General features: G+C 44.6%; 21 protein-coding genes, 1 riboswitch and 1 other annotated feature. Of the genes, 5 read left to right on the top strand and 16 right to left on the bottom strand.

Annotated features, from left to right (window positions below):
- Positions 1-13: 13 nt before the first annotated feature.
- The 9 genes from hisIE to QUF19_RS05820 form a co-directional block, all read right to left on the bottom strand.
- Positions 14-664, bottom strand: a complete 651-nt coding sequence (hisIE, locus tag QUF19_RS05860) for a bifunctional phosphoribosyl-AMP cyclohydrolase/phosphoribosyl-ATP diphosphatase HisIE (protein ID WP_102435382.1) — start codon at positions 662-664, stop codon at positions 14-16.
- Positions 661-1,434 (bottom strand): imidazole glycerol phosphate synthase subunit HisF, encoded by a 774-nt coding sequence (gene hisF, locus QUF19_RS05855; protein ID WP_017060270.1) that lies wholly within the window; start codon positions 1,432-1,434, stop codon positions 661-663. Before hisF ends, hisIE begins: the two co-directional genes overlap by 4 nt.
- A complete protein-coding gene (gene hisA / locus QUF19_RS05850) occupies positions 1,416-2,153 on the bottom strand; it encodes a 1-(5-phosphoribosyl)-5-[(5-phosphoribosylamino)methylideneamino]imidazole-4-carboxamide isomerase (RefSeq protein WP_012604374.1) in 738 nt (245 codons plus the stop codon). Before hisA ends, hisF begins: the two co-directional genes overlap by 19 nt.
- Positions 2,154-2,196: 43 nt before the next feature.
- Positions 2,197-2,811: an imidazole glycerol phosphate synthase subunit HisH gene (gene hisH, locus QUF19_RS05845; RefSeq protein WP_286297404.1), complete on the bottom strand. Its 615-nt coding sequence runs from the start codon at positions 2,809-2,811 to the stop codon at positions 2,197-2,199.
- Between the two features lie 25 nt (positions 2,812-2,836).
- Entirely contained in the window at positions 2,837-3,925 is a 1,089-nt protein-coding gene (hisB, locus tag QUF19_RS05840) for a bifunctional histidinol-phosphatase/imidazoleglycerol-phosphate dehydratase HisB (RefSeq protein WP_248396356.1), read from the bottom strand.
- A 131-nt stretch (positions 3,926-4,056) separates the two neighbouring features.
- Positions 4,057-5,097 (bottom strand): histidinol-phosphate transaminase, encoded by a 1,041-nt coding sequence (gene hisC, locus QUF19_RS05835; RefSeq protein ID WP_286297396.1) that lies wholly within the window; start codon positions 5,095-5,097, stop codon positions 4,057-4,059.
- 9 nt (positions 5,098-5,106) lie between these two features.
- Positions 5,107-6,402, bottom strand: coding sequence for a histidinol dehydrogenase (hisD, locus tag QUF19_RS05830; RefSeq protein ID WP_286297394.1), 1,296 nt, complete (start codon positions 6,400-6,402; stop codon positions 5,107-5,109).
- 5 nt (positions 6,403-6,407) lie between these two features.
- Positions 6,408-7,304, bottom strand: a complete 897-nt coding sequence (hisG, locus tag QUF19_RS05825) for an ATP phosphoribosyltransferase (RefSeq protein ID WP_029223418.1) — start codon at positions 7,302-7,304, stop codon at positions 6,408-6,410.
- A 53-nt stretch (positions 7,305-7,357) separates the two neighbouring features.
- Positions 7,358-7,493 (bottom strand) — a sequence feature (His leader region).
- A 190-nt stretch (positions 7,494-7,683) separates the two neighbouring features.
- A complete protein-coding gene (locus QUF19_RS05820; RefSeq protein WP_286297392.1) occupies positions 7,684-9,276 on the bottom strand; it encodes a Na+/H+ antiporter NhaC family protein in 1,593 nt (530 codons plus the stop codon).
- 112 nt (positions 9,277-9,388) lie between these two features.
- Positions 9,389-9,566: riboswitch (Lysine riboswitch) on the bottom strand.
- A gap of 364 nt (positions 9,567-9,930) precedes the next feature.
- On the opposite strand from QUF19_RS05820, the gene QUF19_RS05815 reads away from it, so the two are divergent.
- Entirely contained in the window at positions 9,931-10,341 is a 411-nt protein-coding gene (locus QUF19_RS05815; RefSeq protein ID WP_017109924.1) for an H-NS family histone-like protein, read from the top strand.
- A gap of 172 nt (positions 10,342-10,513) precedes the next feature.
- On the opposite strand, the gene QUF19_RS05810 is transcribed toward QUF19_RS05815, so the two are convergent.
- Positions 10,514-11,818: an inosine/guanosine kinase gene (locus QUF19_RS05810; protein WP_004734568.1), complete on the bottom strand. Its 1,305-nt coding sequence runs from the start codon at positions 11,816-11,818 to the stop codon at positions 10,514-10,516.
- A gap of 102 nt (positions 11,819-11,920) precedes the next feature.
- Positions 11,921-12,190, bottom strand: coding sequence for a hypothetical protein (locus QUF19_RS05805; protein ID WP_004734567.1), 270 nt, complete (start codon positions 12,188-12,190; stop codon positions 11,921-11,923).
- Positions 12,191-12,394: 204 nt separating this feature from the next.
- On the opposite strand from QUF19_RS05805, the gene mnmA reads away from it, so the two are divergent.
- The 3 genes from mnmA to purB all read left to right on the top strand — a co-directional run bounded on the left by mnmA (position 12,395) and on the right by purB (position 15,711).
- Positions 12,395-13,531 carry a tRNA 2-thiouridine(34) synthase MnmA gene (gene mnmA, locus QUF19_RS05800; protein WP_286297387.1) on the top strand — a complete coding sequence of 379 codons (1,137 nt, stop codon included), beginning with the start codon at positions 12,395-12,397 and terminating at the stop codon, positions 13,529-13,531.
- Positions 13,532-13,579: 48 nt separating this feature from the next.
- The gene (gene hflD, locus QUF19_RS05795; RefSeq protein WP_004734565.1) at positions 13,580-14,197 is read left to right on the top strand and encodes a high frequency lysogenization protein HflD; all 618 of its coding nucleotides are present in this window, start codon (positions 13,580-13,582) and stop codon (positions 14,195-14,197) included.
- Between the two features lie 143 nt (positions 14,198-14,340).
- Positions 14,341-15,711, top strand: a complete 1,371-nt coding sequence (gene purB, locus QUF19_RS05790) for an adenylosuccinate lyase (RefSeq protein WP_286297380.1) — start codon at positions 14,341-14,343, stop codon at positions 15,709-15,711.
- Positions 15,712-16,025: 314 nt separating this feature from the next.
- Here purB and htpX read toward each other — a convergent pair whose 3' ends face one another.
- Entirely contained in the window at positions 16,026-16,889 is an 864-nt protein-coding gene (gene htpX / locus QUF19_RS05785; protein ID WP_102270769.1) for a protease HtpX, read from the bottom strand.
- A gap of 277 nt (positions 16,890-17,166) precedes the next feature.
- Between htpX and QUF19_RS05780 the strand changes: the two genes are divergently transcribed.
- Positions 17,167-17,334 carry a hypothetical protein gene (locus tag QUF19_RS05780; RefSeq protein ID WP_286297373.1) on the top strand — a complete coding sequence of 56 codons (168 nt, stop codon included), beginning with the start codon at positions 17,167-17,169 and terminating at the stop codon, positions 17,332-17,334.
- A 112-nt stretch (positions 17,335-17,446) separates the two neighbouring features.
- Here QUF19_RS05780 and bioD read toward each other — a convergent pair whose 3' ends face one another.
- Genes bioD through bioB form a run of 4 tightly spaced genes read right to left on the bottom strand, consistent with a single transcriptional unit; the run spans position 17,447 to position 21,181 of the window.
- Entirely contained in the window at positions 17,447-18,130 is a 684-nt protein-coding gene (bioD, locus tag QUF19_RS05775; RefSeq protein WP_286297371.1) for a dethiobiotin synthase, read from the bottom strand.
- Positions 18,127-18,930 carry a malonyl-ACP O-methyltransferase BioC gene (gene bioC, locus QUF19_RS05770; protein WP_286297368.1) on the bottom strand — a complete coding sequence of 268 codons (804 nt, stop codon included), beginning with the start codon at positions 18,928-18,930 and terminating at the stop codon, positions 18,127-18,129. Before bioC ends, bioD begins: the two co-directional genes overlap by 4 nt.
- Positions 18,931-20,142: an 8-amino-7-oxononanoate synthase gene (gene bioF / locus QUF19_RS05765; RefSeq protein WP_286298823.1), complete on the bottom strand. Its 1,212-nt coding sequence runs from the start codon at positions 20,140-20,142 to the stop codon at positions 18,931-18,933.
- Entirely contained in the window at positions 20,129-21,181 is a 1,053-nt protein-coding gene (gene bioB, locus QUF19_RS05760; protein ID WP_114633222.1) for a biotin synthase BioB, read from the bottom strand. The genes bioF and bioB overlap by 14 nt, the downstream gene beginning before the upstream one ends.
- Between the last annotated feature and the right edge of the window lie 47 nt (positions 21,182-21,228).

Below are 21,228 nucleotides of genomic sequence, written 5' to 3'. Positions count from 1 at the left end.
ATCTAAAGAGGGCTTACTTATGGCGCTCTTTTAGTTTATTTACCACGTCGTTCATCGATAAGCCTTGGTCTTGAAGAAGAACCATTAGGTGGTAAATCAAATCTGCTGATTCACACACTAGTTCCGCCTTATCGCCCGACGTCGCCGCAAGCGCGACTTCAACGCCTTCTTCGCCCACTTTTTGCGAAATACGCTTGGTGCCACGGGCATATAGACTGGCAGTATAAGAAGACTCAGGGTCTGCGTCCTTGCGGGCAGCCAGTAGCTGCTCAAGCTGATGAAGCCACACCATCTGAGACTCTTGTTGTTTGTCTCCATCCCAGCACGTTGTTGTACCTGTGTGGCACGTTGGGCCAATGGGATTAACCTTAACCAACAAGGTATCATTGTCGCAATCCAAGGCGATATTTTGCAGTTGCAAGACGTTGCCCGACGTTTCACCTTTCGTCCAAAGACGCTCTTTTGTGCGAGAGAAAAACGTCACGTGGCCCGTTTCGCCGGTTTTCTCAAGTGCTGCTGGGTTCATGTATCCCATCATCAACACTTGGCTCGATTGGTAATCTTGAACAATAGCAGGCACTAGGCCATCTACTTTTTCCCAATTGATACGCTCTGATAATGCGCCTACTTCTGTTTTTGATAAGCTTACGGGTTCAAAACTCATAGTCGCACCTCTACATCTTGTTGTTTTAAATACTGTTTAAGTTCACCAATATTGATGACTTGTTTGTGGAATACAGAAGCTGCTAATGCTCCGTCCACGTTGGTCTTTTTGTAGGCTTCAGCAAAGTGCTCCATCGCGCCGGCACCACCAGAGGCAATCAATGGCACGTTACACACTTCACGCACCATGTTTAGCTGATCGATATCATAGCCGTTGCGAACACCATCTTGGTTCATCATGTTTAACACAATCTCACCGGCACCACGCTTTTGTACTTCTTGCACCCAATCTTTGGTTTCCCATTTGGTTGCTTTAGTACGCGCTTCATCGCCAGTGAATTGGTAAACCTGATATTTACCCGTTTCTTTATCGAAATATGAATCGATACCAACAACGATACACTGCACGCCGAACTTATCAGCTAGGTCAGTGATCAGTTGTGGGTTAGCCAATGCAGGTGAGTTAATCGATACTTTATCGGCACCAAACTCAAGAATGCGCGCTGCGTCTTCTGCTGACTTAATACCACCAGCCACACAGAAAGGAATATCGATAACTTCTGCTACGCGTTTTACCCAGCTCTTGTCGACTACACGACCATCGCTTGATGCGGTGATATCGTAAAATACTAATTCATCAGCGCCCTCTTCTGCATAGCGTTGTGCTAGCGGAACGATGTCACCAATAATTTCGTGGTTACGAAACTGAACGCCCTTAACCACCTGTCCGTCACGGACATCCAAACAAGGGATTATTCGCTTTGCCAACATGCAAATGCCTCCTCTGCGGTAAACTTGCCATCAAGTAACGCACGACCAACAATCACGCCAGCAACACCGCTGCCTTTAAGCGCTTCGATATCAGCTAGGCTGCCGATGCCGCCAGATGATTGGAATTGAACCTGTGGGTACTGCTTACAAAGATCAACATAGAGCTCTACGTTTGATCCTTCTAACGTGCCGTCACGTGAAATATCAGTACACAGAACGTGTTTCAAGCCAACGGTTAGGTAATCTTCAATCAATGCTTCAATCGTCACGCCTGAATCTTCTTGCCAACCTGAAATCGCGACTTTACGTGTGCCGCTTTCGTCGATGTTGATGTCCAAAGCCAATACGATTTTTTCAGCGCCGTATTTTTCCATCCAACCTTTAACAAGTTCAGGTTGTTTCACTGCTGTTGAACCAACAACAACGCGCTGCGCGCCTGCTTCAAGTAAGTCGACCACGTCTTGCTCGTTACGAACACCGCCACCAATTTGGATATTGGCAGGCGTACTAGCAAGTAGCTTGGCGATGAGGTCAAGTTGACGAGCGGTTGTATCTTTTGCACCCGTTAAGTCAACAAGGTGAAGCCAACCTGCGCCAGCTTGGTGATACAGATTGAACTGCTCTGCTGGATCGACTTTGTATTCTGTTACCTGCCCGTAATCCCCTTGGAATAAGCGAACTACTTGGCCTTCAATTAAATCTAATGCGGGAATAATCATTTACATTCCTTATCTGGCAACGTTAGCCGTTGCCTAATCCTTATTACAATTCCAAGAAGTTCTGAATCAGCTTAGAGCCAGCTTTTGACGAACGCTCTGGGTGGAACTGAACACCATAATAGTTGCCACTTTGCACCGCAGCTGTGAACGGATTGCCGTAATCACATCGTGCGATGGTGTAGTCACCCACTGGCATTGCGAAGCTGTGTACAAAGTAGAAATACTCGCCTTCTTCGATGTCTTTGAATAAAGGGTGGTTAGGTGTCGAAGTTACTGTGTTCCAACCCATGTGTGGTAGCGGTAAATCACCCGTTTCAAGTAAACGCACTTCACCATCACACAAGCCTAAACATTCAACTAATGCGTCAGCCTTTTGGCCTTTCTCTTGAGACAGTTTGCCTAACAGCTGCATACCTAAACAAATACCCAGCAGAGGCTTCTCTACTTTCTTCACAAGAGAAACAAGGTCACGCTCTTGCAAGTTCTTCATTGCCTCACTCGCCGTGCCTACACCGGGTAGGAATAGCTTGTCGGCAGCAAGAACCACTGCTGGCTCTTTTGAAATTTCAACCGCATAGCCCAAACGTTCAATGGCAAATTTCACCGAGGAAACGTTGGCACAACCGGTATCAATAATGACGACTTTTTGATCTTTCATTGTTTTTTCCTTGCTAACGCTAGCCTTACAGGACGCCTTTGCTGCTTGGTAACTCATTACCTTCAACTTTGATTGCTTGGCGAAGAGTACGACCAAACGCTTTAAACAGACTCTCAATGATGTGGTGATCATTATTGCCATTAGAAGAAAGGTGCAGCGTACAAGCCAGTGTGTCGGTTAGAGAGCGGAAGAAGTGAACCACCATCTCAGTTGAAAGATCACCCACTTGTTCACGGCTGAACTTAGCATCGAACTTCAGGTATGGGCGACCAGAAAGGTCTAGTGCACACTGAGCTAAACACTCGTCCATTGGTAAGCTGAAACCAAAACGGCCAATGCCACGTTTGTCGCCTAGCGCATCTTTCAGTGCTTGGCCTAGCGCAAGCGCCGTGTCTTCTACTGTGTGGTGATCATCAATGTGTAGATCGCCTTTCACAGTCAGGTTCATTTGGAAACCGCCGTGTGTTGCGATTTGATCAAGCATGTGATCGAAGAAACCCATGCCAGTATCGATCTTGTTACCACCGGTTTCATCAAGGTTTACGGCTACCTTAATATCGGTTTCTTTGGTCGTACGAACCACTTCAGCAACACGAGCATTAACCGTTAGATCTTTAACGATCTGTGGCCAGTTGAGTGTGCCTTCCGTTTGCGCATCTGGTCCATATTGGATACCACGAATTGCCATGTTCTCAGCAAGTTGAAGATCCGTCATTCGGTCGCCAATTACGACTGACTTTTGGAAGTCGACTTTACCGCCTTGAAGGTATTCTTTAACCATACCTAGCTTTGGTTTGCGGCAAGAACAGTTGTCTTCGTCGAAGTGAGGGCAGATTAGAACATCATCAAACTTAACGCCCTGAGATTCAAAGAACTCCATCATCATATTGTGCGGAGCATCGAACTCTTCTTGTGGGTAGCTATCTGTGCCTAGACCATCTTGATTCGTTACCATCACCAAGCGGTAACCAGCATCTTGCAGTGCAAGCAGGCTAGGAATCACTAACGGTTCGAATTTTAGTTTGTCTAAACGGTCTACTTGAAAGTCGACTGGCGGCTCAACAATTAAGGTGCCATCACGGTCTATAAAAAGTATTTTCTGTTGTTTACTCACTTGAACTTCCTTTTAATTTTAAATCTGGTGGCCTAGCTAAAATCAAACGCTAACCCAAATAATGGTTTCATTTGTCAGCCGCTTATTAATCAACTTAAGACTGACAAATGTTATTACTGATAAGCCGTTCGTTACTGATAAAAGTTACGAATGAATCCAAGTGTCTTTTCGCACTCTTCGCGGTTACCAATACTAATGCGAACACAGTCTTCAATTGGCGAATTACGTAAAATAATGCCACTGTCCCATGCCGCTTTAAATAAATCATCACCGTTCGGGAATTTAACCAGAAGGTAATTACCCCAACCATCGAAGACCGTAATTTGAGGCATGCCCATTAGGCCCGCTTGTAAATAAGCTCGGTTGGCACTCAAATCAAGAACCTGAAATTTCGCTCTTGCTAACCCGTGTTCTGACAGCGCTTGAACAGCAATGTCAGCAACAGGAACTGGTACTGGATAAGGTGCTATCACTTTCAACAGTACATCAATCAGTTCTTGGTTTGCGAGAGTAAATCCGCAACGTAAACCCGCCAATGCAAATGCTTTCGATAGAGTTCGAAGAATCGCTAGATTCGGATACTGAGCAAGTAAATCAACCGTTGAAGCTTCAGGGCAGAAGTCGATATACGCTTCGTCCATCACAACAATGGCTTTGTCTTGAGTCATCTCAAGCAGTTTAACGATGTCTTTACGGTTAACTAGGTTGCCTGTTGGGTTATTGGGGCTACAAACAAAGACAACTTTTACGTTATCGAGTTGAGCTTCAATCGCAGGAAGATCCAGTTGCCATTCAGACGTCAAAGGCACAACCTTACGCTCAACACCGATAGTCTCTGCACTGATAGCGTACATACCGTAGGTCGGTGGGCAGTAAAGAATCGCATCTTCATTTGGCTCACAGAACGCGCGAATCAAAAGTTCGATACCTTCGTCAGCACCACGAGTGGTCAACGTTTGCTCTGGTTCAACACCCGCATATTGAGCGTAAGCATCGATCAGTTCTTTCGGCTGACATTCGCTGTAACGATTAAGTCGAGTCAGATTTAAAGTGTACTCGTTGTCAAACGGAGATTCGTTGGCGTTCAACCATACATCTCCGCTGCCACCGATGCGTCTTGCGGACAAGTAAGGTGTCAGAGCCTGAACTTGTTTTCTTGCTAACTTTTCCATGCCCTGCCCTTATTTCGCTTTATTTAACTTTTCAATTCGGATGGTCACCGCACGTTTGTGCGCGTCCAAACCTTCGGCTTCCGCCATTGTTACTACTGTTGGCGCTAGGCCTTTTAAGCCATCAGCTGTTAACTCTTGTACTGTCATACGCTTCGAGAAATCAGCCAAACCTAGGCTTGAATAGGTTTTGGTATAGCCGTAAGTCGGTAATACGTGGTTTGTACCGGAAGCGTAATCACCCGCAGACTCAGGAGACCAATCACCAAGGAAGATTGAACCCGCATTATCTAGCAATGGCAGCAGTTCGCGTGGGTTCTTGGTTTGAACAATCAAGTGTTCAGGACCGTAGAAATTCGAAATTGCAATTGCTTGAGTGATCGATTCTGCAATGATAATTAGGCTTGATGCTAATGCTTGCTGAGCAATCGTAGCGCGAGACAACTCTTTCAACTGCTTTTGCACGGCTTCGGTTACTTGGTCTGCCACAATTGGAGATGGTGTTACCAATACCACTTGTGAATCAGGACCGTGCTCGGCTTGGCTTAGTAGGTCTGCCGCAATGAAATCCGCGTCTGCGGTTTCATCAGCAATCACCAACACTTCAGACGGGCCAGCAGGCATATCAATCGCTGCGCCGCGGAAGTCGTTACTCACTTGGCGTTTAGCTTCGGTCACGTAAGCGTTACCTGGGCCAAAGATTTTATCGACCTTCGCAACACTCTCTGTACCGTAAGCCATTGCTGCAACCGCTTGACCACCGCCTACATTGTAAACCTCATCTATTTTACAAAGCTTAGCGACATACAAGATTTCATCGGCAATTGGCGGAGGCGAACAAAGCACAACCTTACGACAACCAGCAATCTGAGCAGGAACACCCAACATAAGAACCGTTGATGGAAGTGGAGCACTGCCGCCAGGGATGTACAAACCCACCGTATTAATGGCGCGAGTCACTTGCTCACAAACCACACCGGGTTGAGTTTCAACCTTAATTGATTGAGGTTTTTGAGCTTCGTGGAACTTAGCGATATTACGATAAGCTTGCTCAAGCGCTTGCTTCATCTCTGGTGTTAAACGCGCGCAGGCTTCTTCGATCTCTTCAGAACGTACTCGAATCGATTCCGGTGTCACACCATCAAACTTTTCGGTCAGTTCTTTGAGCGCTGCATCGCCTTCATTTCTTACTTTTGCAATTACACCAGACACAGTCGCTGTGATATTCGCACCTTCAGCAATCGCTGGGCGCTCTAATACTGAGTCTTGCTGTGATTCACTTAATGATTGCCAAACAACGGTTCTCATAGCAGTTACCCCATCATTTTTTCGATTGGTAGTACTAGGATTGAGCTTGCACCCAACTCTTTCAATTGTTCCATGGTTTCCCAGAACAAGTTCTCTGTACTTACTAGGTGAACGGCAACTTTGTCTTTGTCTGTTGATAGAGGAAGAACCGTTGGATCTTCAGCACCTGGCAATAGTGCTTTGATTTGCTCTAGCTGAGAAGTTGGAGCGTGAAGCATGATGTACTTCGACTCTTTCGCTTGTTGAACACCCTGCATACGAGTCAGTAGTTTCTCAATCAATGCTGTTTTGTCAGCGTCGAACTCACCAACACGTTGAATCAGTGTTGCTTTAGATTGGAAGATAGCTTCTGCTTCTTTTAGGCCGTTCGCTTCTAGCGTCGCACCTGTAGAAACTAAATCGGCGATAGCGTCTGCTAGGCCTGCGCGAGGAGCCACTTCAACCGAGCCTGTTAGCATACAAGTGCTGAATTCAACACCCTGCTCGTCCATGTAGGCTTTTAGTAGTTGTGGGTAAGTGGTCGCAATACGTTTGCCCGCTAAATCTTGTGGGCCGTTGTATTCTTCGTCTTTGTTGATAGCGATAGAAAGGCGGCAGCCACCGAAGTCTAAGCGACGTAGTGTGCGGAACTCTGAAGGCTCTTTAAGAGCAACACGGTCTAAGCGAACTTCTTCCAGTTCATTTTCACCGATGAAACCAAGGTCAACGACACCATCCATGATGAGACCTGGGATGTCATCGTCACGAACTAGTAACAAGTCGATTGGCATATTTAGTGAATGAACGACTAGGCGCTCACCCATGATGTTAAATTTAACACCACATTTTTTAAGTAGATCTTGGCACTCTTTACTTAAGCGACCTTTCTTTTGAATTGCGATTCTTAGGCGTTGTGTCTGCATTGCTGTATCCCTGTGCAAATATTTGAATTTATTGATTATTTAAAAGCGTTAAAACTAAAAAACCCCCGGAAGACTTTGTCGTCCCGAGGGTTTAAATCTAAATTCTTTGACTTAACCTCCGGGAGAATTCTTGCTCCCGGGTATACGTAAATCTCCCCGAAAGACTAGATAGGGTGATGATGGTGATGAATGTTCATTACTAGTTTACGCATACTTATCAGCTCTTAGGTTGTTTGCTGTCTTGTCTCCACACTAACTAAGGTCACATCCTTTTTCAACCATTTATTCGAACTTTTTTCACGAAATTTAAAATTAAATTAACAGGCACAAAAAAGGGAGGCTAATGCCTCCCTGATACTTTACTGATTAGCTTTCACTTTTAGCTTTTGCACGTTGCCATTTTGCAACGAGAGAAGTAAGCCAATGCAAAACATACTGCAACAAACGTTAGAGACGCCGCACCAAATGCGATGCCAATAGAAGACGTCATACCTAGCGTGATGAAACCAATGCACGATACGAACGCTACAGACAACGCGTACGGAAGCTGAGTCGATACGTGGTCAATGTGGTTACAACGAGCACCAGTAGAAGACAGAATCGTTGTGTCAGAGATTGGAGAACAGTGGTCACCAAATACTGAACCAGCCAGAACCGCACTTAGCATAGGTAGAATCAGCGCGATGTCAGAAGCTGCAGCCATGTCACCCGCGATAGGAAGCATGATACCGAACGTACCCCAAGATGTACCTGTCGAGAATGCCATTAGGCCAGCAAGAAGGAACAAGATAACCGGTAGCCAGTGGTAATCAATATTGCCAGTCGCTAGAGATGATAGGTACGAACCTGTCTTCATGTCACCGATAACAGAACCGATAGTCCATGCAAACACAAGGATAAGGATAGCGCCAAACATTGAGCTTGCACCGATCCACATTGTTCTTGCGATATCAGACATTGGTAGCTTTTGCTTGAATACTGTCGCTAGCGCAACAAGCAGACCTAGAACGCCACCGTAAACAAGAGACTTGCCTACATCTGTATTTTCGAACGCACCAAGCAGGTTGAATGCTTGACCGTCAGCAGCCAGCGCTTGGCCACCCGTGTAAAGCATGGCAGCAACTGTTGCTACGATTAGCGATACGATTGGCATAACAAGATCAGAGACAGAACCGTTTTCGCTCTCTTCAATGTCTAGCTCTTCGTTCAGGTCATGAGCTTGCTTTTGATCGTTGTCACCATCAAAGCCACGGCCTTGTGATGCTTCAATCTCATGCTCACGCATTTTACCAACGTCTAGACCAAACCACGCTACCGCAAATACCATAAGTAGTGCGAATACAGCGTAAAAGTTCATTGGGATAAGACGAACGTAAGCACCCAGTGCAGAATACTCTGTCACACCGTGTGTTACTAAGATGCCACCAATAATAGTAATGATGTAAGCACCCCAGCTAGAAGCTGGCATGATCACACACATAGGAGCAGCAGTAGAATCTAGGATATAAGCTAGCTTAGCGCGAGATACATAGAAGCGGTCTGTTACAGGGCGAGAGATAGCACCTACCGCTAAGCTGTTGAAGTAATCATCAACAAAGATGAATACGCCTAAGAAGGCAGCAAGTAGTTTTGAACCACGTTTGCTCTTCACACGAGACTGTGCCCATTCAGCGAATGCGCGAGTACCGCCAGAAAGTGTTAATAGAGCTGTCATCATTCCAAGGATAAGTAGGAATGCGATAATGCTCATGTTCCAAGTGTTGATACCACCATCTTCGATGAAAACACCAGATGCTTTAGTAAACACGTAGCTAGCTGCGTTACCTACTGAATAATCAGCAAGTAGAATCGCACCCATGACGATACCGACACCCAAAGAAACCAATACACGGCGGGTAACAATAGCAAGAGTCAATGCAACCAAAGGAGGAAGCAGCGATAAAGGCGATGTTGCAAAATCTATTAAATTCATGATCTTCAAAAACCAGTTTTTTATTTGGCTAGAGATCTACTGCAGACAAACTTGATACGACTTATCAAGCTCATGTTGAACTAAGCGAAAGGGAAGTGAACACTTCACCCAACCCTACAGTAGCGCTCCATAGTTTAAAATTAAGACTATGGCAGTGTTGTACCTATTGAGCACAACCCCAGCAAATTGCTTAGATATACAATTTACTTCGGCAATTAGACCTTTCATTCCCGTTCATTGGCATCACCCCAACGAAAACTACTTTTTATAATTGCACCTCTACGTGCGATAACATTATTAACCGTGCAAACCAGAGTTTAACAACAAATTAACCAAAGCATCGCATCAGGTAGCCGCAATTGTACTCATCAAGAGCAACAATGCAACATATCATTCCGAGAAAAATAGCTTTTTGTTAATGAACTAATCAATACAAAAATAGTCTACAGAAAGCAATTACTCCACCAGTCACATATCGATTTTTAAGAGATTCTTAATAATTATTATAAATTCATCAAAAGTGAGCCGTTTCTTTTTCAACTATTCATCTCACTTTTATATTTAAATAACCAATACGAGAAATACTATTTGTTTTATTCCTAGGCTCTGTTTATTATTAGGAAGATTATTTAGTTTACCTTGATGGAAAATATCATGTCTGAATTAACAAAAACTTTATTGAATATCCGTAGCCTTCGCGCATTCTCACGTGAATTAACTCTTGAACAACTTGAAGAAGCGCTAGACAAGCTAACTATTGTTGTACAAGAGCGTCAAGAGTCTGAAGCTGAAGAACAAGCTGCTAAAGCTGAGCAAGAAGCTAAGCTTTCTGCTATTGCTGAACAAATTGCAAAAGACGGCATCGATGTTGCTGATCTTATTGCTGCGCTTTCTGGTGAAGCAAAAACAAAAACAGCAAAAGCTAAACGTGCTCCTCGTCCAGCTAAATACAAATATGTAGATGGCAATGGCGATGAGAAAACTTGGACAGGTCAAGGTCGTACGCCTTCAGCTATCCAAGAACAACTAGATGCTGGTAAATCTCTAGAAGAGTTTGCTATCTAAACATTTAGTTTACTTAGTGAGTAATCAATTACACGCTAAGCAATAGAATTAATATTAAAGTCGACTAAAGTATTATTTACGGCTTCAATATGTTCAGAAACAAAAAAGGCTCCTTTCGGAGCCTTTTTTATATTTCGCTATTAGAAATATAAATGAAAACGATAAAAATATCTTATCTTTCCCAGTATGCTTCTTCTAGGCTGTCTTCTCTTTCAGGAAGGCCGCGAGACAAACGTGGAGAGTGCTGAACCAACACTTCATAACTTGCACGGTTTGAGTATTTACAAACTTGAGAGAAAGATGAATACGTTAAGAATGCATGTTGATGCTTGCTAGAGTTCGGCACATTTTCTTTATGATATTTATTTGCTGCCATATCATGTAATAAAGCCGACAACGCCGCATCCCCTGCACCATTGGTATTTTTGATCTTTTCTGGACCGCCCATGTAAGGTGCGATATGCGAATAGATTTTCGTTGGGTTGTCACATAACTCTTTATGTGCAGGACGGCTAAATTCATAACGGTTAAATTCAGCAATCGAACCTGGTAACAACGGCAATGACGTTTCACGCTTCACAGCGTCTTCAGTGTAACCCGCCATAAACAAGCCAACAGGGCCTGCTGTACATAGAACCAAGTCTACCCACTCTAATGCTTTGTCTGAAGCAGCAAGAGGATCGCTTTCACCGGTTAAGGCTTCTGCTTCGTCTTCATTCATTGCAACAACGGTTACGTGCTGTTCAAGGAAATCTTTCCAAAACTCTGGATCATCTTGAATAACGAATTTAGTCCCAAGTGTTAAAACAACAGGCACATCGTATTTCTTCGCGTATTCGATCGCTTTCATTGTTGCTTCAGGCATAGGGTCACCTGGTTTACAACGAACTAAATACGCCGTTAATACTAAAGCAGAAGCACTTTTGAAAATTTTCTCAGGGATGCTTTCTGGTTTTAATTGGTTCATTTGTCCTTCGCTAATTGCGAAAGTACGTTCACCATCTTCTGTAATTAATGCAAAGCAGCGACCGATTGCGCCATCTACCCCTTGTAAATGGTTCAGATCCATTCTGCTTGATGTATTACATAAATAGCGGTAACCGTAGCTACCAATTTTAATATCTTGGCTCATTACACCTAACAGTGTTGAACGGTCATCCGCCAATACTGAGTAATTGTGTAATGTGTTACCGATCGTACCACCAGCGTATTCATTGGTGATCAGGCACTGTTCTTTTAATTCTTGATATAAGGATTCTGCAGCTTCATCACCGATAACCAGTGAGTGTCCCTTACTTAGGCCGTATTTTTCGATTAGCTCAGAACTCACTTTCGCTTCAATATCCACCAAAGTTTGGTCAATACCGATAATATGAGTACGTGACATTCTTTTGCTAGTTTGAGCTTGGCTTACTAAAGGGTCACGAGCGTGAACCGGAAAATAGTGCTTTGATTTACGTTGTCCAGGGAATTTCATAAGGCTAGTCTAAGTCAAGGGGAAATAGGTGGCGGATTCTACCGCGCTATATTTAACGCGGCAATCTTTCAAACTATAGCAAACGTTTGCGAGGCTATTTTTTTATTCGCCTTCCATAAAGCTTAAATCAGGCAGCATGCCCAAATGCTCAGCGTAACGTTTTTGATTAAACTCAGCGCCGTTTTTCATCACGTCAAATACTTCAATTGCCAATGCACATGCCATCGCAGCAATTGCCTCTTCACGAGGAGTACCTGTCATCATTAAACGCATCAGCGTCTCTTTCACTTTCACAGGTTGGCCATCTTCCAGTTGGTTCTCGATAATCTCGATCAACTGTTCTTCTTGCATAAACTCATTTTGTTCAGACATTTTTTTATCTCAGGTCTTGGATTTCGAGCGACTATGCCACATATAGATCTGACATCCTAGCGAGTCTCCTCGCGTTCATGCGATTCTCTAACGAAGTCAGCGCAATATTTGTGCAAATGAAACTGTGATTCCGATCTCGGATCTGTCGCGGTGTTTCTCTTTCTGTTAGAATCTGCGACCAAGTAATAGTAACGGTGTTTAGACATGTCAGGTATCAGCTCTGGAAACAGCGAAAAGAAAGTAATTGTCGGTATGTCCGGCGGTGTAGATTCGTCAGTATCGGCGTATCTTCTTCAGCAACAAGGCTATCAGGTAGAAGGCCTTTTCATGAAAAACTGGGAAGAAGACGATAACGAAGAATACTGCACGGCAGCTGAAGACCTTGCTGATGCTCAAGCGGTATGTGACAAGTTAGGTATCCACCTTCACACTATCAACTTTGCAGCAGAGTACTGGGATAATGTATTCGAGTACTTTCTTGAAGAATACAAAGCGGGTCGTACACCGAACCCAGATATCCTTTGTAACAAAGAAATCAAATTCAAAGCATTCTTAGAGTTTGCGGATGAAGTATTAGACGCAGACTACATTGCGATGGGTCACTACGTTCGTCGTACTTTCCCAACTCAAGCAGAGCTAGACGCTGGCGTGAAACCAGAAATGCTACGTGGCCTAGACGGCAATAAAGACCAAAGCTATTTCTTATACACGCTAAGTTCAGATCAAGTGGCACGCAGCCTATTCCCTGTCGGTGAATTAGAGAAGCCTGAAGTGCGCCGTATTGCTGAAGAGCAAGACTTGATCACTGCGAAGAAAAAAGACTCTACCGGTATCTGCTTTATCGGTGAGCGTAAGTTCACTGAGTTCTTAGGTAAATACCTACCTGCTCAGCCGGGTAATATCGAGACGCCAGACGGTCAAGTAATTGGTCAGCACCAAGGCTTGATGTACCACACTTTGGGTCAACGTAAAGGTCTTCATATTGGCGGCACTAAAGGTGGCGGCGGTAACGAAGAACCATGGTTTGTTGGTGAAAAAGATCTTAAGCGTAACGTTCTGATCGCGGTTCAAGGTAAAGACCACCCGCTTCTTAAATCAGAAGGCTTGTTCGCATCTCAGCTTCATTGGGTTAATCGCACACCAATTACTGAAGTTATGACATGCACGGTAAAAACACGTTACCGTCAAACCGATATTCCTTGTACAATCATCCCAATTGACGATGATAACATTAAGGTTATCTTCGATGAGCCGCAAATCGCTGTAACGCCAGGCCAGTCGGCTGTGTTCTACCAAGATGAAGTCTGTCTTGGTGGTGGTATCATCGAAAAACGCATCTAATCTAATCGAACGAACAACAAACGATAGAAAACAACTAGGAGTTACTACGTGGCTAATACACTTTATGACCGTACTATTGCTTTCGCTGGAATTTGCCAAGCTGTGGCTTTGGTTCAACAAGTAGCGAAAGACGGCCGTTGTGATAAAGATGCCTTCGAAGCTTCACTCAATGCCATTTTAAATACTAACCCAGCGAACACTGTGGGTGTATTTGGTCGTGAGGCGAACCTAAAGCTAGGCCTTGAATGCTTAGTAAAAGGTATCGACAGTACTCCTGCTGGTAGCGACATTACTCGCTACATCATCAGCTTGATGGCGCTTGAACGTAAACTCTCTGCTCGCAATGACTCAATGTCACAGCTTGGTGATCGTATTCAAACTGCAGAGCGTCAAACTGAGCACTTCGATCTGTTTGACGAGCAAATGATCAGCAACCTTGCGAGCATCTACTTAGATGTAGTGAGCCCTATTGGCCCTCGTATTCAGGTTTCTGGTACGCCAGCAGTACTTCAACAGACATCGAGCCAACACAAGGTTCGTGCTCTGCTGCTATCAGGAATTCGAAGCGCTGTGTTATGGCGTCAAGTTGGCGGCAAACGTCGCCACCTTATCTTCGGTCGCAAAAAAATGATCGAGCAGGCTCAAATCCTGCTAGCTCGCATGTAATTTATTAGCTCGCGCCTCGTCGCGAGCTTGTTTTTTGTACCAACACAATTCTCACGCAAACGATTGCGCAATATGCGTGACAATTGAGATTGTTACTGGTATAAACCTCTCAAAATTTAGAAAACTCAATTCAGGAGAACACCATGGAACTGTCAGCATTGACTGCTGTTTCACCAGTAGACGGCCGTTACGGAAGCAAGACTGTTGCATTACGCAGCATCTTTAGTGAGTTTGGCCTACTAAAGTACCGCTCTATCGTTGAAGTTCGTTGGTTACAAAAGCTTGCAGCTACAGATGCAATCAAAGAAGTACCAGCGTTCAGTGCAGAAGCTAACCAGTTTCTTGATGAACTAGCTGCTAACTTCAGTGAAGAAGATGCTCTACGTATCAAAGAGATCGAGCGCACGACTAACCACGACGTTAAAGCGGTTGAGTACTTCTTGAAAGAGAAAGTTGCTGGCGTTCCTGAACTTCACGCTGTAAACGAATTTATTCACTTTGCATGTACTTCTGAAGACATCAACAACACCTCTCACGCGCTTATGCTTAAAGAAGCTCGTGATACTGTGATTCTTCCTGAAATCCGCAACGTAATTGATGCTATCAAAGCACTTGCGAACGAGTACCGTGATATCCCATTACTGTCTCGTACACATGGTCAGCCAGCTTCTCCTTCTACTATGGGTAAAGAGATGGCTAACGTTGCGTACCGTATGGAACGTCAATACAAGCAAATCGAAAACGTTGAGATCCTAGCGAAAATCAACGGTGCTGTAGGTAACTACAACGCACACCTTTCTGCATACCCAGAAGTTGAATGGCACCAGTTCAGCGAAGAGTTCATCACTGAATCTCTTGGCGTAACTTGGAACCCGTACACAACTCAAATCGAACCTCACGATTACATCGCTGAGCTATTCGATGCTGTTGCTCGTTTCAACACTATCCTTCTAGACTTCGACCGTGACGTTTGGGGCTACATCGCTCTTGGTCACTTCAAACAGAAGACTATTGCTGGCGAAATCGGTTCTTCTACAATGCCGCATAAAGTTAACCCAATTGACTTCGAAAACTCTGAAGGCAACCTTGGTCTAGCTAACGCAGTATTTAGCCACCTAGCACAAAAACTTCCAGTTTCTCGCTGGCAGCGTGACCTTACTGACTCTACGGTTCTTCGTAACCTCGGTGTGGGTGTTGGCTACGCAATCATTGCATACACTTCGACTCTGAAAGGTATTAGCAAGCTTGAAGTTAACCGCGCTGCGCTACTTGCTGAACTAGACAAGAACTGGGAAGTATTGGCTGAACCAGTACAAACAGTAATGCGTCGTTACGGCATCGAAAAGCCATACGAGAAGCTAAAAGAGCTAACTCGTGGTAAACGTGTAGATGGCGAAGGCATGCGTGCATTCATCGATGGTCTTGAGATCCCTGAAGAGGAGAAAGTTCGCCTGAAAGAGATGACTCCAGCGAACTACATCGGTCAAGCAATCGAGCTAACTGACAAGCTGTAAGATTCGAATTTCGAATCACAGAATAGACTAAGGCTTCCCATGTGGAAGCCTTTTTGTTGAGCGGAACCAAGTGTCTTGATCATAAGAACCGTCAGCAAAATAATACAAAGCACTCCCTCCTTATTACCCTACACATATCAGTCCGTGCGATATAATCCATTCCATATCGTAACGCTTTGTCACCAGTAACCCTCTATCACCAGACACCTATCCCTCAGTACTTACTGTATTGGATACCAAGATCAAAAAAGGCCTCCCGAAGGAAGCCTTTAGAATACATATTGCCGCTTAACGAAAGTAGCTTGTGTTAGAAATTACATGTTACGTAGAGACGCAATACGCTTATCTAGCGGTGGGTGGCTCATTAGAAGCTCTGTAAGAGACTTCTTACCGTTGATACCAAACGCCATCATAGAACCTTCTAGTTGTGGCTCATGGCTCACCTTCAGACGCTCAAGCGCTGCAATCATCTTCTCTTTACCTACTAGGTGCGCTGCACCTGCATCAGCATGGAATTCACGATGACGGCTGTACCACATCGTAATGAAGCTTGCTAAGAAACCAAATACCAACTCCAGCACCATAGACACACCGAAGTAAACCATCATGTTGCTGCCGCCCTCTTCTTCATTGTCATTCGACGCAACAATGTTGGCGATGAAACGAGATAGGAAGATAACGAACGTGTTTACCACACCTTGCATTAGCGTCATTGTCACCATATCACCGTTCGCAATGTGGCTCACTTCATGCGCTAATACCGCTTCAGCTTCATCACGTGTCATGTTGTGTAGCAGGCCTGTTGATACCGCTACCAATGAATCGTCACGCTTAGCACCCGTCGCGAATGCGTTGATGTCTGGCGAGTCGTAGATCGCCACTGTTGGCATACCAATACCAACTTGTTGAGATTGACGGCTTACCGTCTCCATCAACCAATGTTCTGTCTCGTTACGTGGGCTTTCAATGACCATGCCGCCTACTGAGCGTAGCGCCATTTTCTTTGACATCATTAATGAAATGAATGAGCCGCCAAAACCAAACACCGCAGCCATTAACAGCAAGCCTGAGAGGCTTCCTGGTTGCATACCTGTGACTGCGTATACAATATTAAGAACAACACTTAGTACCAATACAACCGCAAGGTTGGTTGCAAGGAACAACATTACTCGCTTCATTACTTATCTCCGCATGAAAGCTGTTTTTATAAAACTTATTGTTATAGACAAGGCAGACAGCAATTTATTCCAACCTTGAAGACTTATACTTACTTATACATATAGTCTTAGATTAAGAAAACAAGGTTAAGCATTAAATTGCAACATTTGATTACGAGACCATGTCCGAATTAATCTTAGTCTATTAGACCTAAGTCGTATGGTGTCGATATAACAATCCGTTTACAGTGACTCCAGATGATTTATTGGCTAGTCCATGTACAAAAAGGGAACGATCATGGTTGAAGGTACTAACACTCAAATGGCTATCGATTTACTGTGCTGTCACCTAGGGATTACTGAAGAAGAAGCGAAAAAGCAGATTGGAATCCTAACTCCACAAACGGCACAGACAAAAATCACAGAAACACAACAGGCACTAATGGGACTGGCAAAAGAACATTAATCCCAAGCTTGTTTAAAAGACCCGTTTTTACAAACGTATGGTCAAAAGGCTTAAAATAGCAAAAGGGCTGCAATCGCAGCCCTTTTCTTGTTTAACGCGTATAACTTGAAACTTACAGATCAAGCAATGGCTGTACATTAATGTACTTACCAATGTTCTTAGACTTCGCTTTTGGTACGTAAGGGATTTCACCTAATTTCGGCGCACCGAGCTTATCTTCAAGCATCGCAATAATATCAGCATAATGTTCAGTGCCTGGATTAATGCGGTTCGCTACCCAACCGACTAGGTTTAGACCATCTGCACGAATCGCTTCTGCCGTTAATAGAGCGTGGCTCAAACAACCAAGCTTAATACCCACAGTCAGTACCACTGGAAGCTGCTCTTTCTTAACCCAGCTAGACAAGTATTCGTCATCTGAAACCGGTACACGCCAACCACCAGCACCTTCAACTAAAACGATGTCAGAGTTTTGCTTATGCTGTTCTAGCTTCGCTGATAATACCGCTTCATCAACCACGACACCGTCATGCTTTGCAGCAATATGAGGTGATGATGGTAGTAACAATGCGTACGGGTTAACGTCTTCGTAAGCAACATCTTGCGTCGCCGCTTCTTGAAGATGCAATGCATCACTGTTGCGTAACCCTTCAGAGTATTCTTCACACCCTGCAGCAACTGGCTTATAACCAATTGTTGATAAATCTTGTGCAGCCAAAGCTTGAAGAATCGCTTTTGAAACTACAGTTTTTCCCACTTCGGTATCCGTACCTGCAATGAATAATGCATCAATCATAATTGAATAACCCCTAAACAAACTTGATATGTTGCTGGTAAGAAACCTTGATGGTTTTTAAACTCTCGATATTCCCGTTCAACAAGCTGCAACATGCGGCGACTTGTTAAACCTTGTGAGCGACCACTTACGTGATTAGCGCCGATACCTTTAAGGTCGCGCATCAGTTCAAACGCAGTGTCGTACCAAACGGTGATGGTGGGCAAGTCTAGTTGATGAGCAGTACAGCTAGATTGCGCTAACGCAATTTTTACCTGATTGATTGTAATAAAATGGTTAACGTGTTGATGTGCGTCAATTTTGGACCATGATTTTTCCAGTTCAAACAGTGACCCATCAAGCAAAGTTGAGAAAATCACACGTCCACCAGCCGCTACAACGCGCTTCATCTCCTTTAAAGGTGACGATAAATCATCACACCATTGTAACGCTAAGCTTGAAAAAACGATGTCAAAACACCCATCTTCAAACGGTAATTGCTCGGCGTCGGCTTGTTGATATAAAGAGACCGATACACCACAACGTTGCTCTGCCCTTTCTAACATTCCAACAGAAAGATCAGCACACACCACTTCAGCACCACGCTTCACCATCTGCTCAGAGAAATAGCCAGTGCCACAACCTAAATCAAGCACCTTTAAACCTGAGAGGTCTCTCGGTAGCTTATCCAATAATCGGTGGCCGACATCGCGCTGAAACTCAGCGTGTTTATCATAGGTTGTTGCTGCTTTACCGAAGGCTTCGGCAATCGCACTCTTATCTTGGCCTACGTAATTATGCACTACTGCTTCTTGTGACATTTACTGAGCCTCTTTCTTTAATTCAACGCTTGATTCTATGCTTGGTTTGCCTTCAGAGTCGTTGCTTCGCTCTATTGCTTGAAGCAACGAGTCAGTTAACTGAAGAACCTGCGTCTGACTGTGGTTGGCCGTTAACGTAATTCGCAGACGAGCAGTCCCTGTCGGAACGGTTGGTGGCCTTATCGCCGTTACCCAAACTTGGTTACGCTTTAATTCTTCCGCTATAGATAAGGCAGCTTGAGCTTCACCAATCACAAACGGCTTAATCGGAGTCTGAGTATCAATGAAACCTTTCACGCGGCTCATCTGCTCTTTATAGAGAGCACCTAACTCAGTTAACTTCTCTCGGCGCCACTCTTGCGTCTGAATCATCTGACACGCATGAGACAAAGCCACCGCTTGTGAAGGTGGCATCGCGGTCGAGTACACATGATGCCGAGCAAACTGAGTTAAATAATCACCCACTTCTGACGAACAAAGAATCGCAGCACCTGAAAGACCAAACGCTTTACCAAAGGTCACCACCAAAATATCGGGGGAGATTTGTGCCGCACTGCAGCTCCCTGCCCCTTTATCACCTAATACGCCGATACCGTGGGCATCATCAACCGCCAACCAACTGTCGTATTGATTTGTCAGGTTAGATATCTGACTCAGAGGCGCTTGATCGCCATCCATGCTGAACACCCCCTCAGTCACGACCAAGGATTGTGGAGATCGGCTTAATAGCGACTCTAAATGCTGCGTGTCGTTGTGCTTAAAGCGTTTCATGGTTGCAGGTGAAAGCATCCCCGCTTCCATCAAGGAGGCGTGGTTAAGTTTGTCTTGCAACAGAGAGTCGTCTTTTTCGAGCAGAGAAAACAACAAGGCTTGATTAGCACTGAAACCAGAACTAAAGAGAATGGCACGTTCGAAGCCAAGCCATTCACACAGCTGAGCCTCTAAGTTTCGATGAGCAGGACTAAAGCCTGTAACCAATGGCGATGCCGCACTGCCAGCACCATATTGGGAAAGTCCGGTTTGCCATGCATCGACCAGTTCAGGATCGTTTGCCAAGCCTAGGTAATCATTACTCGAAAAGTTAATAAAGCGAGAACCTTCACTATTAAGCAAAGGGCTATTGCTGTTTTCGAGTACCTTGAGTTGACGAGTTAACCCTTGCTCACGGCGATGAGCAAGGGCACTTTTGATGCGAGATTTAAACAGTGGCATCGTAGAACATGTCATCTTTCGTTGGACGAGCAGCAACGCGCTCCACCACTTGATCTAACAGTTCATTTTCTTGAATTTCGTCAGGTTTTTGAGCGACCTGTTGGCTGTTGATACCCAGCTTCTTAAACAGCTGCATATCCGTGTCTTCGTCTGGGTTTGGCGTAGTCAGTAGCTTACAACCGTAGAAGATAGAATTCGCACCCGCCATGAAACACATCGCTTGCATCTGTTCGTTCATATTCTCGCGACCTGCAGATAAACGAACCGCAGACATTGGCATCATGATACGAGCAATCGCAATCAACTTAATGAAGTCGAAAGACTCAACATCATCGACGTTTTCCATCGGTGTGCCTTTCACTTTTACCAGCATGTTGATTGGCACACTTTCAGGGTGTACTGGAAGGTTCGCTAGCTCTACGAGAAGGCCTGCTCGGTCATTGGTGCTTTCGCCCATACCAATGATACCGCCAGAACAGATCTTCATACCCGCATCACGCACGTGAGATAGGGTATCTAAACGATCTTGGTAAGTACGAGTAGTAATAATGCTGCCGTAGAATTCAGGAGACGTATCAAGGTTGTGGTTGTAGTAATCCAAACCTGCGTCCGCTAACTCACCCGCTTGATCTGGCGTTAGCATACCCAGTGTCATACACGTTTCTAGACCCATGCCTTTCACACCTTTGATCATGTCAGTTAGGTGAGGCATATCGCGCTCTTTCGGATTTTTCCATGCCGCGCCCATACAGAAACGAGTCGAACCCGCGTTCTTAGCTTTTAGCGCCGCATCCAAAACACGCTCGACTTCCATTAAGCGTTCTTTGTCGACATCTGTTCGGTAGTGAGCACTTTGAGGGCAGTACTTACAATCTTCAGGGCAAGCACCCGTCTTAATTGATAAAAGCGTACTCACCTGCACGTGGTTGTGCTCTTGGTACTGTCTATGAACAACTTGAGCTTCAAACATTAAATCCATAAACGGTTTTTCAAGCAGCGCTGTTACTTCAGCAACTGTCCAGTCATGACGAACTTCCACGTGTCGATCCTTTTTTATTTTTTTGATATTGCACCTCCATCAATAGA

The organism is Vibrio sp. FE10 (assembly GCF_030297155.1).
GTDB classification, from domain to species: domain Bacteria; phylum Pseudomonadota; class Gammaproteobacteria; order Enterobacterales; family Vibrionaceae; genus Vibrio; species Vibrio apostichopi.
Note: the sequence above shows the minus strand (reverse complement) of the source record. Positions and strands in the feature narration are given on the sequence as shown.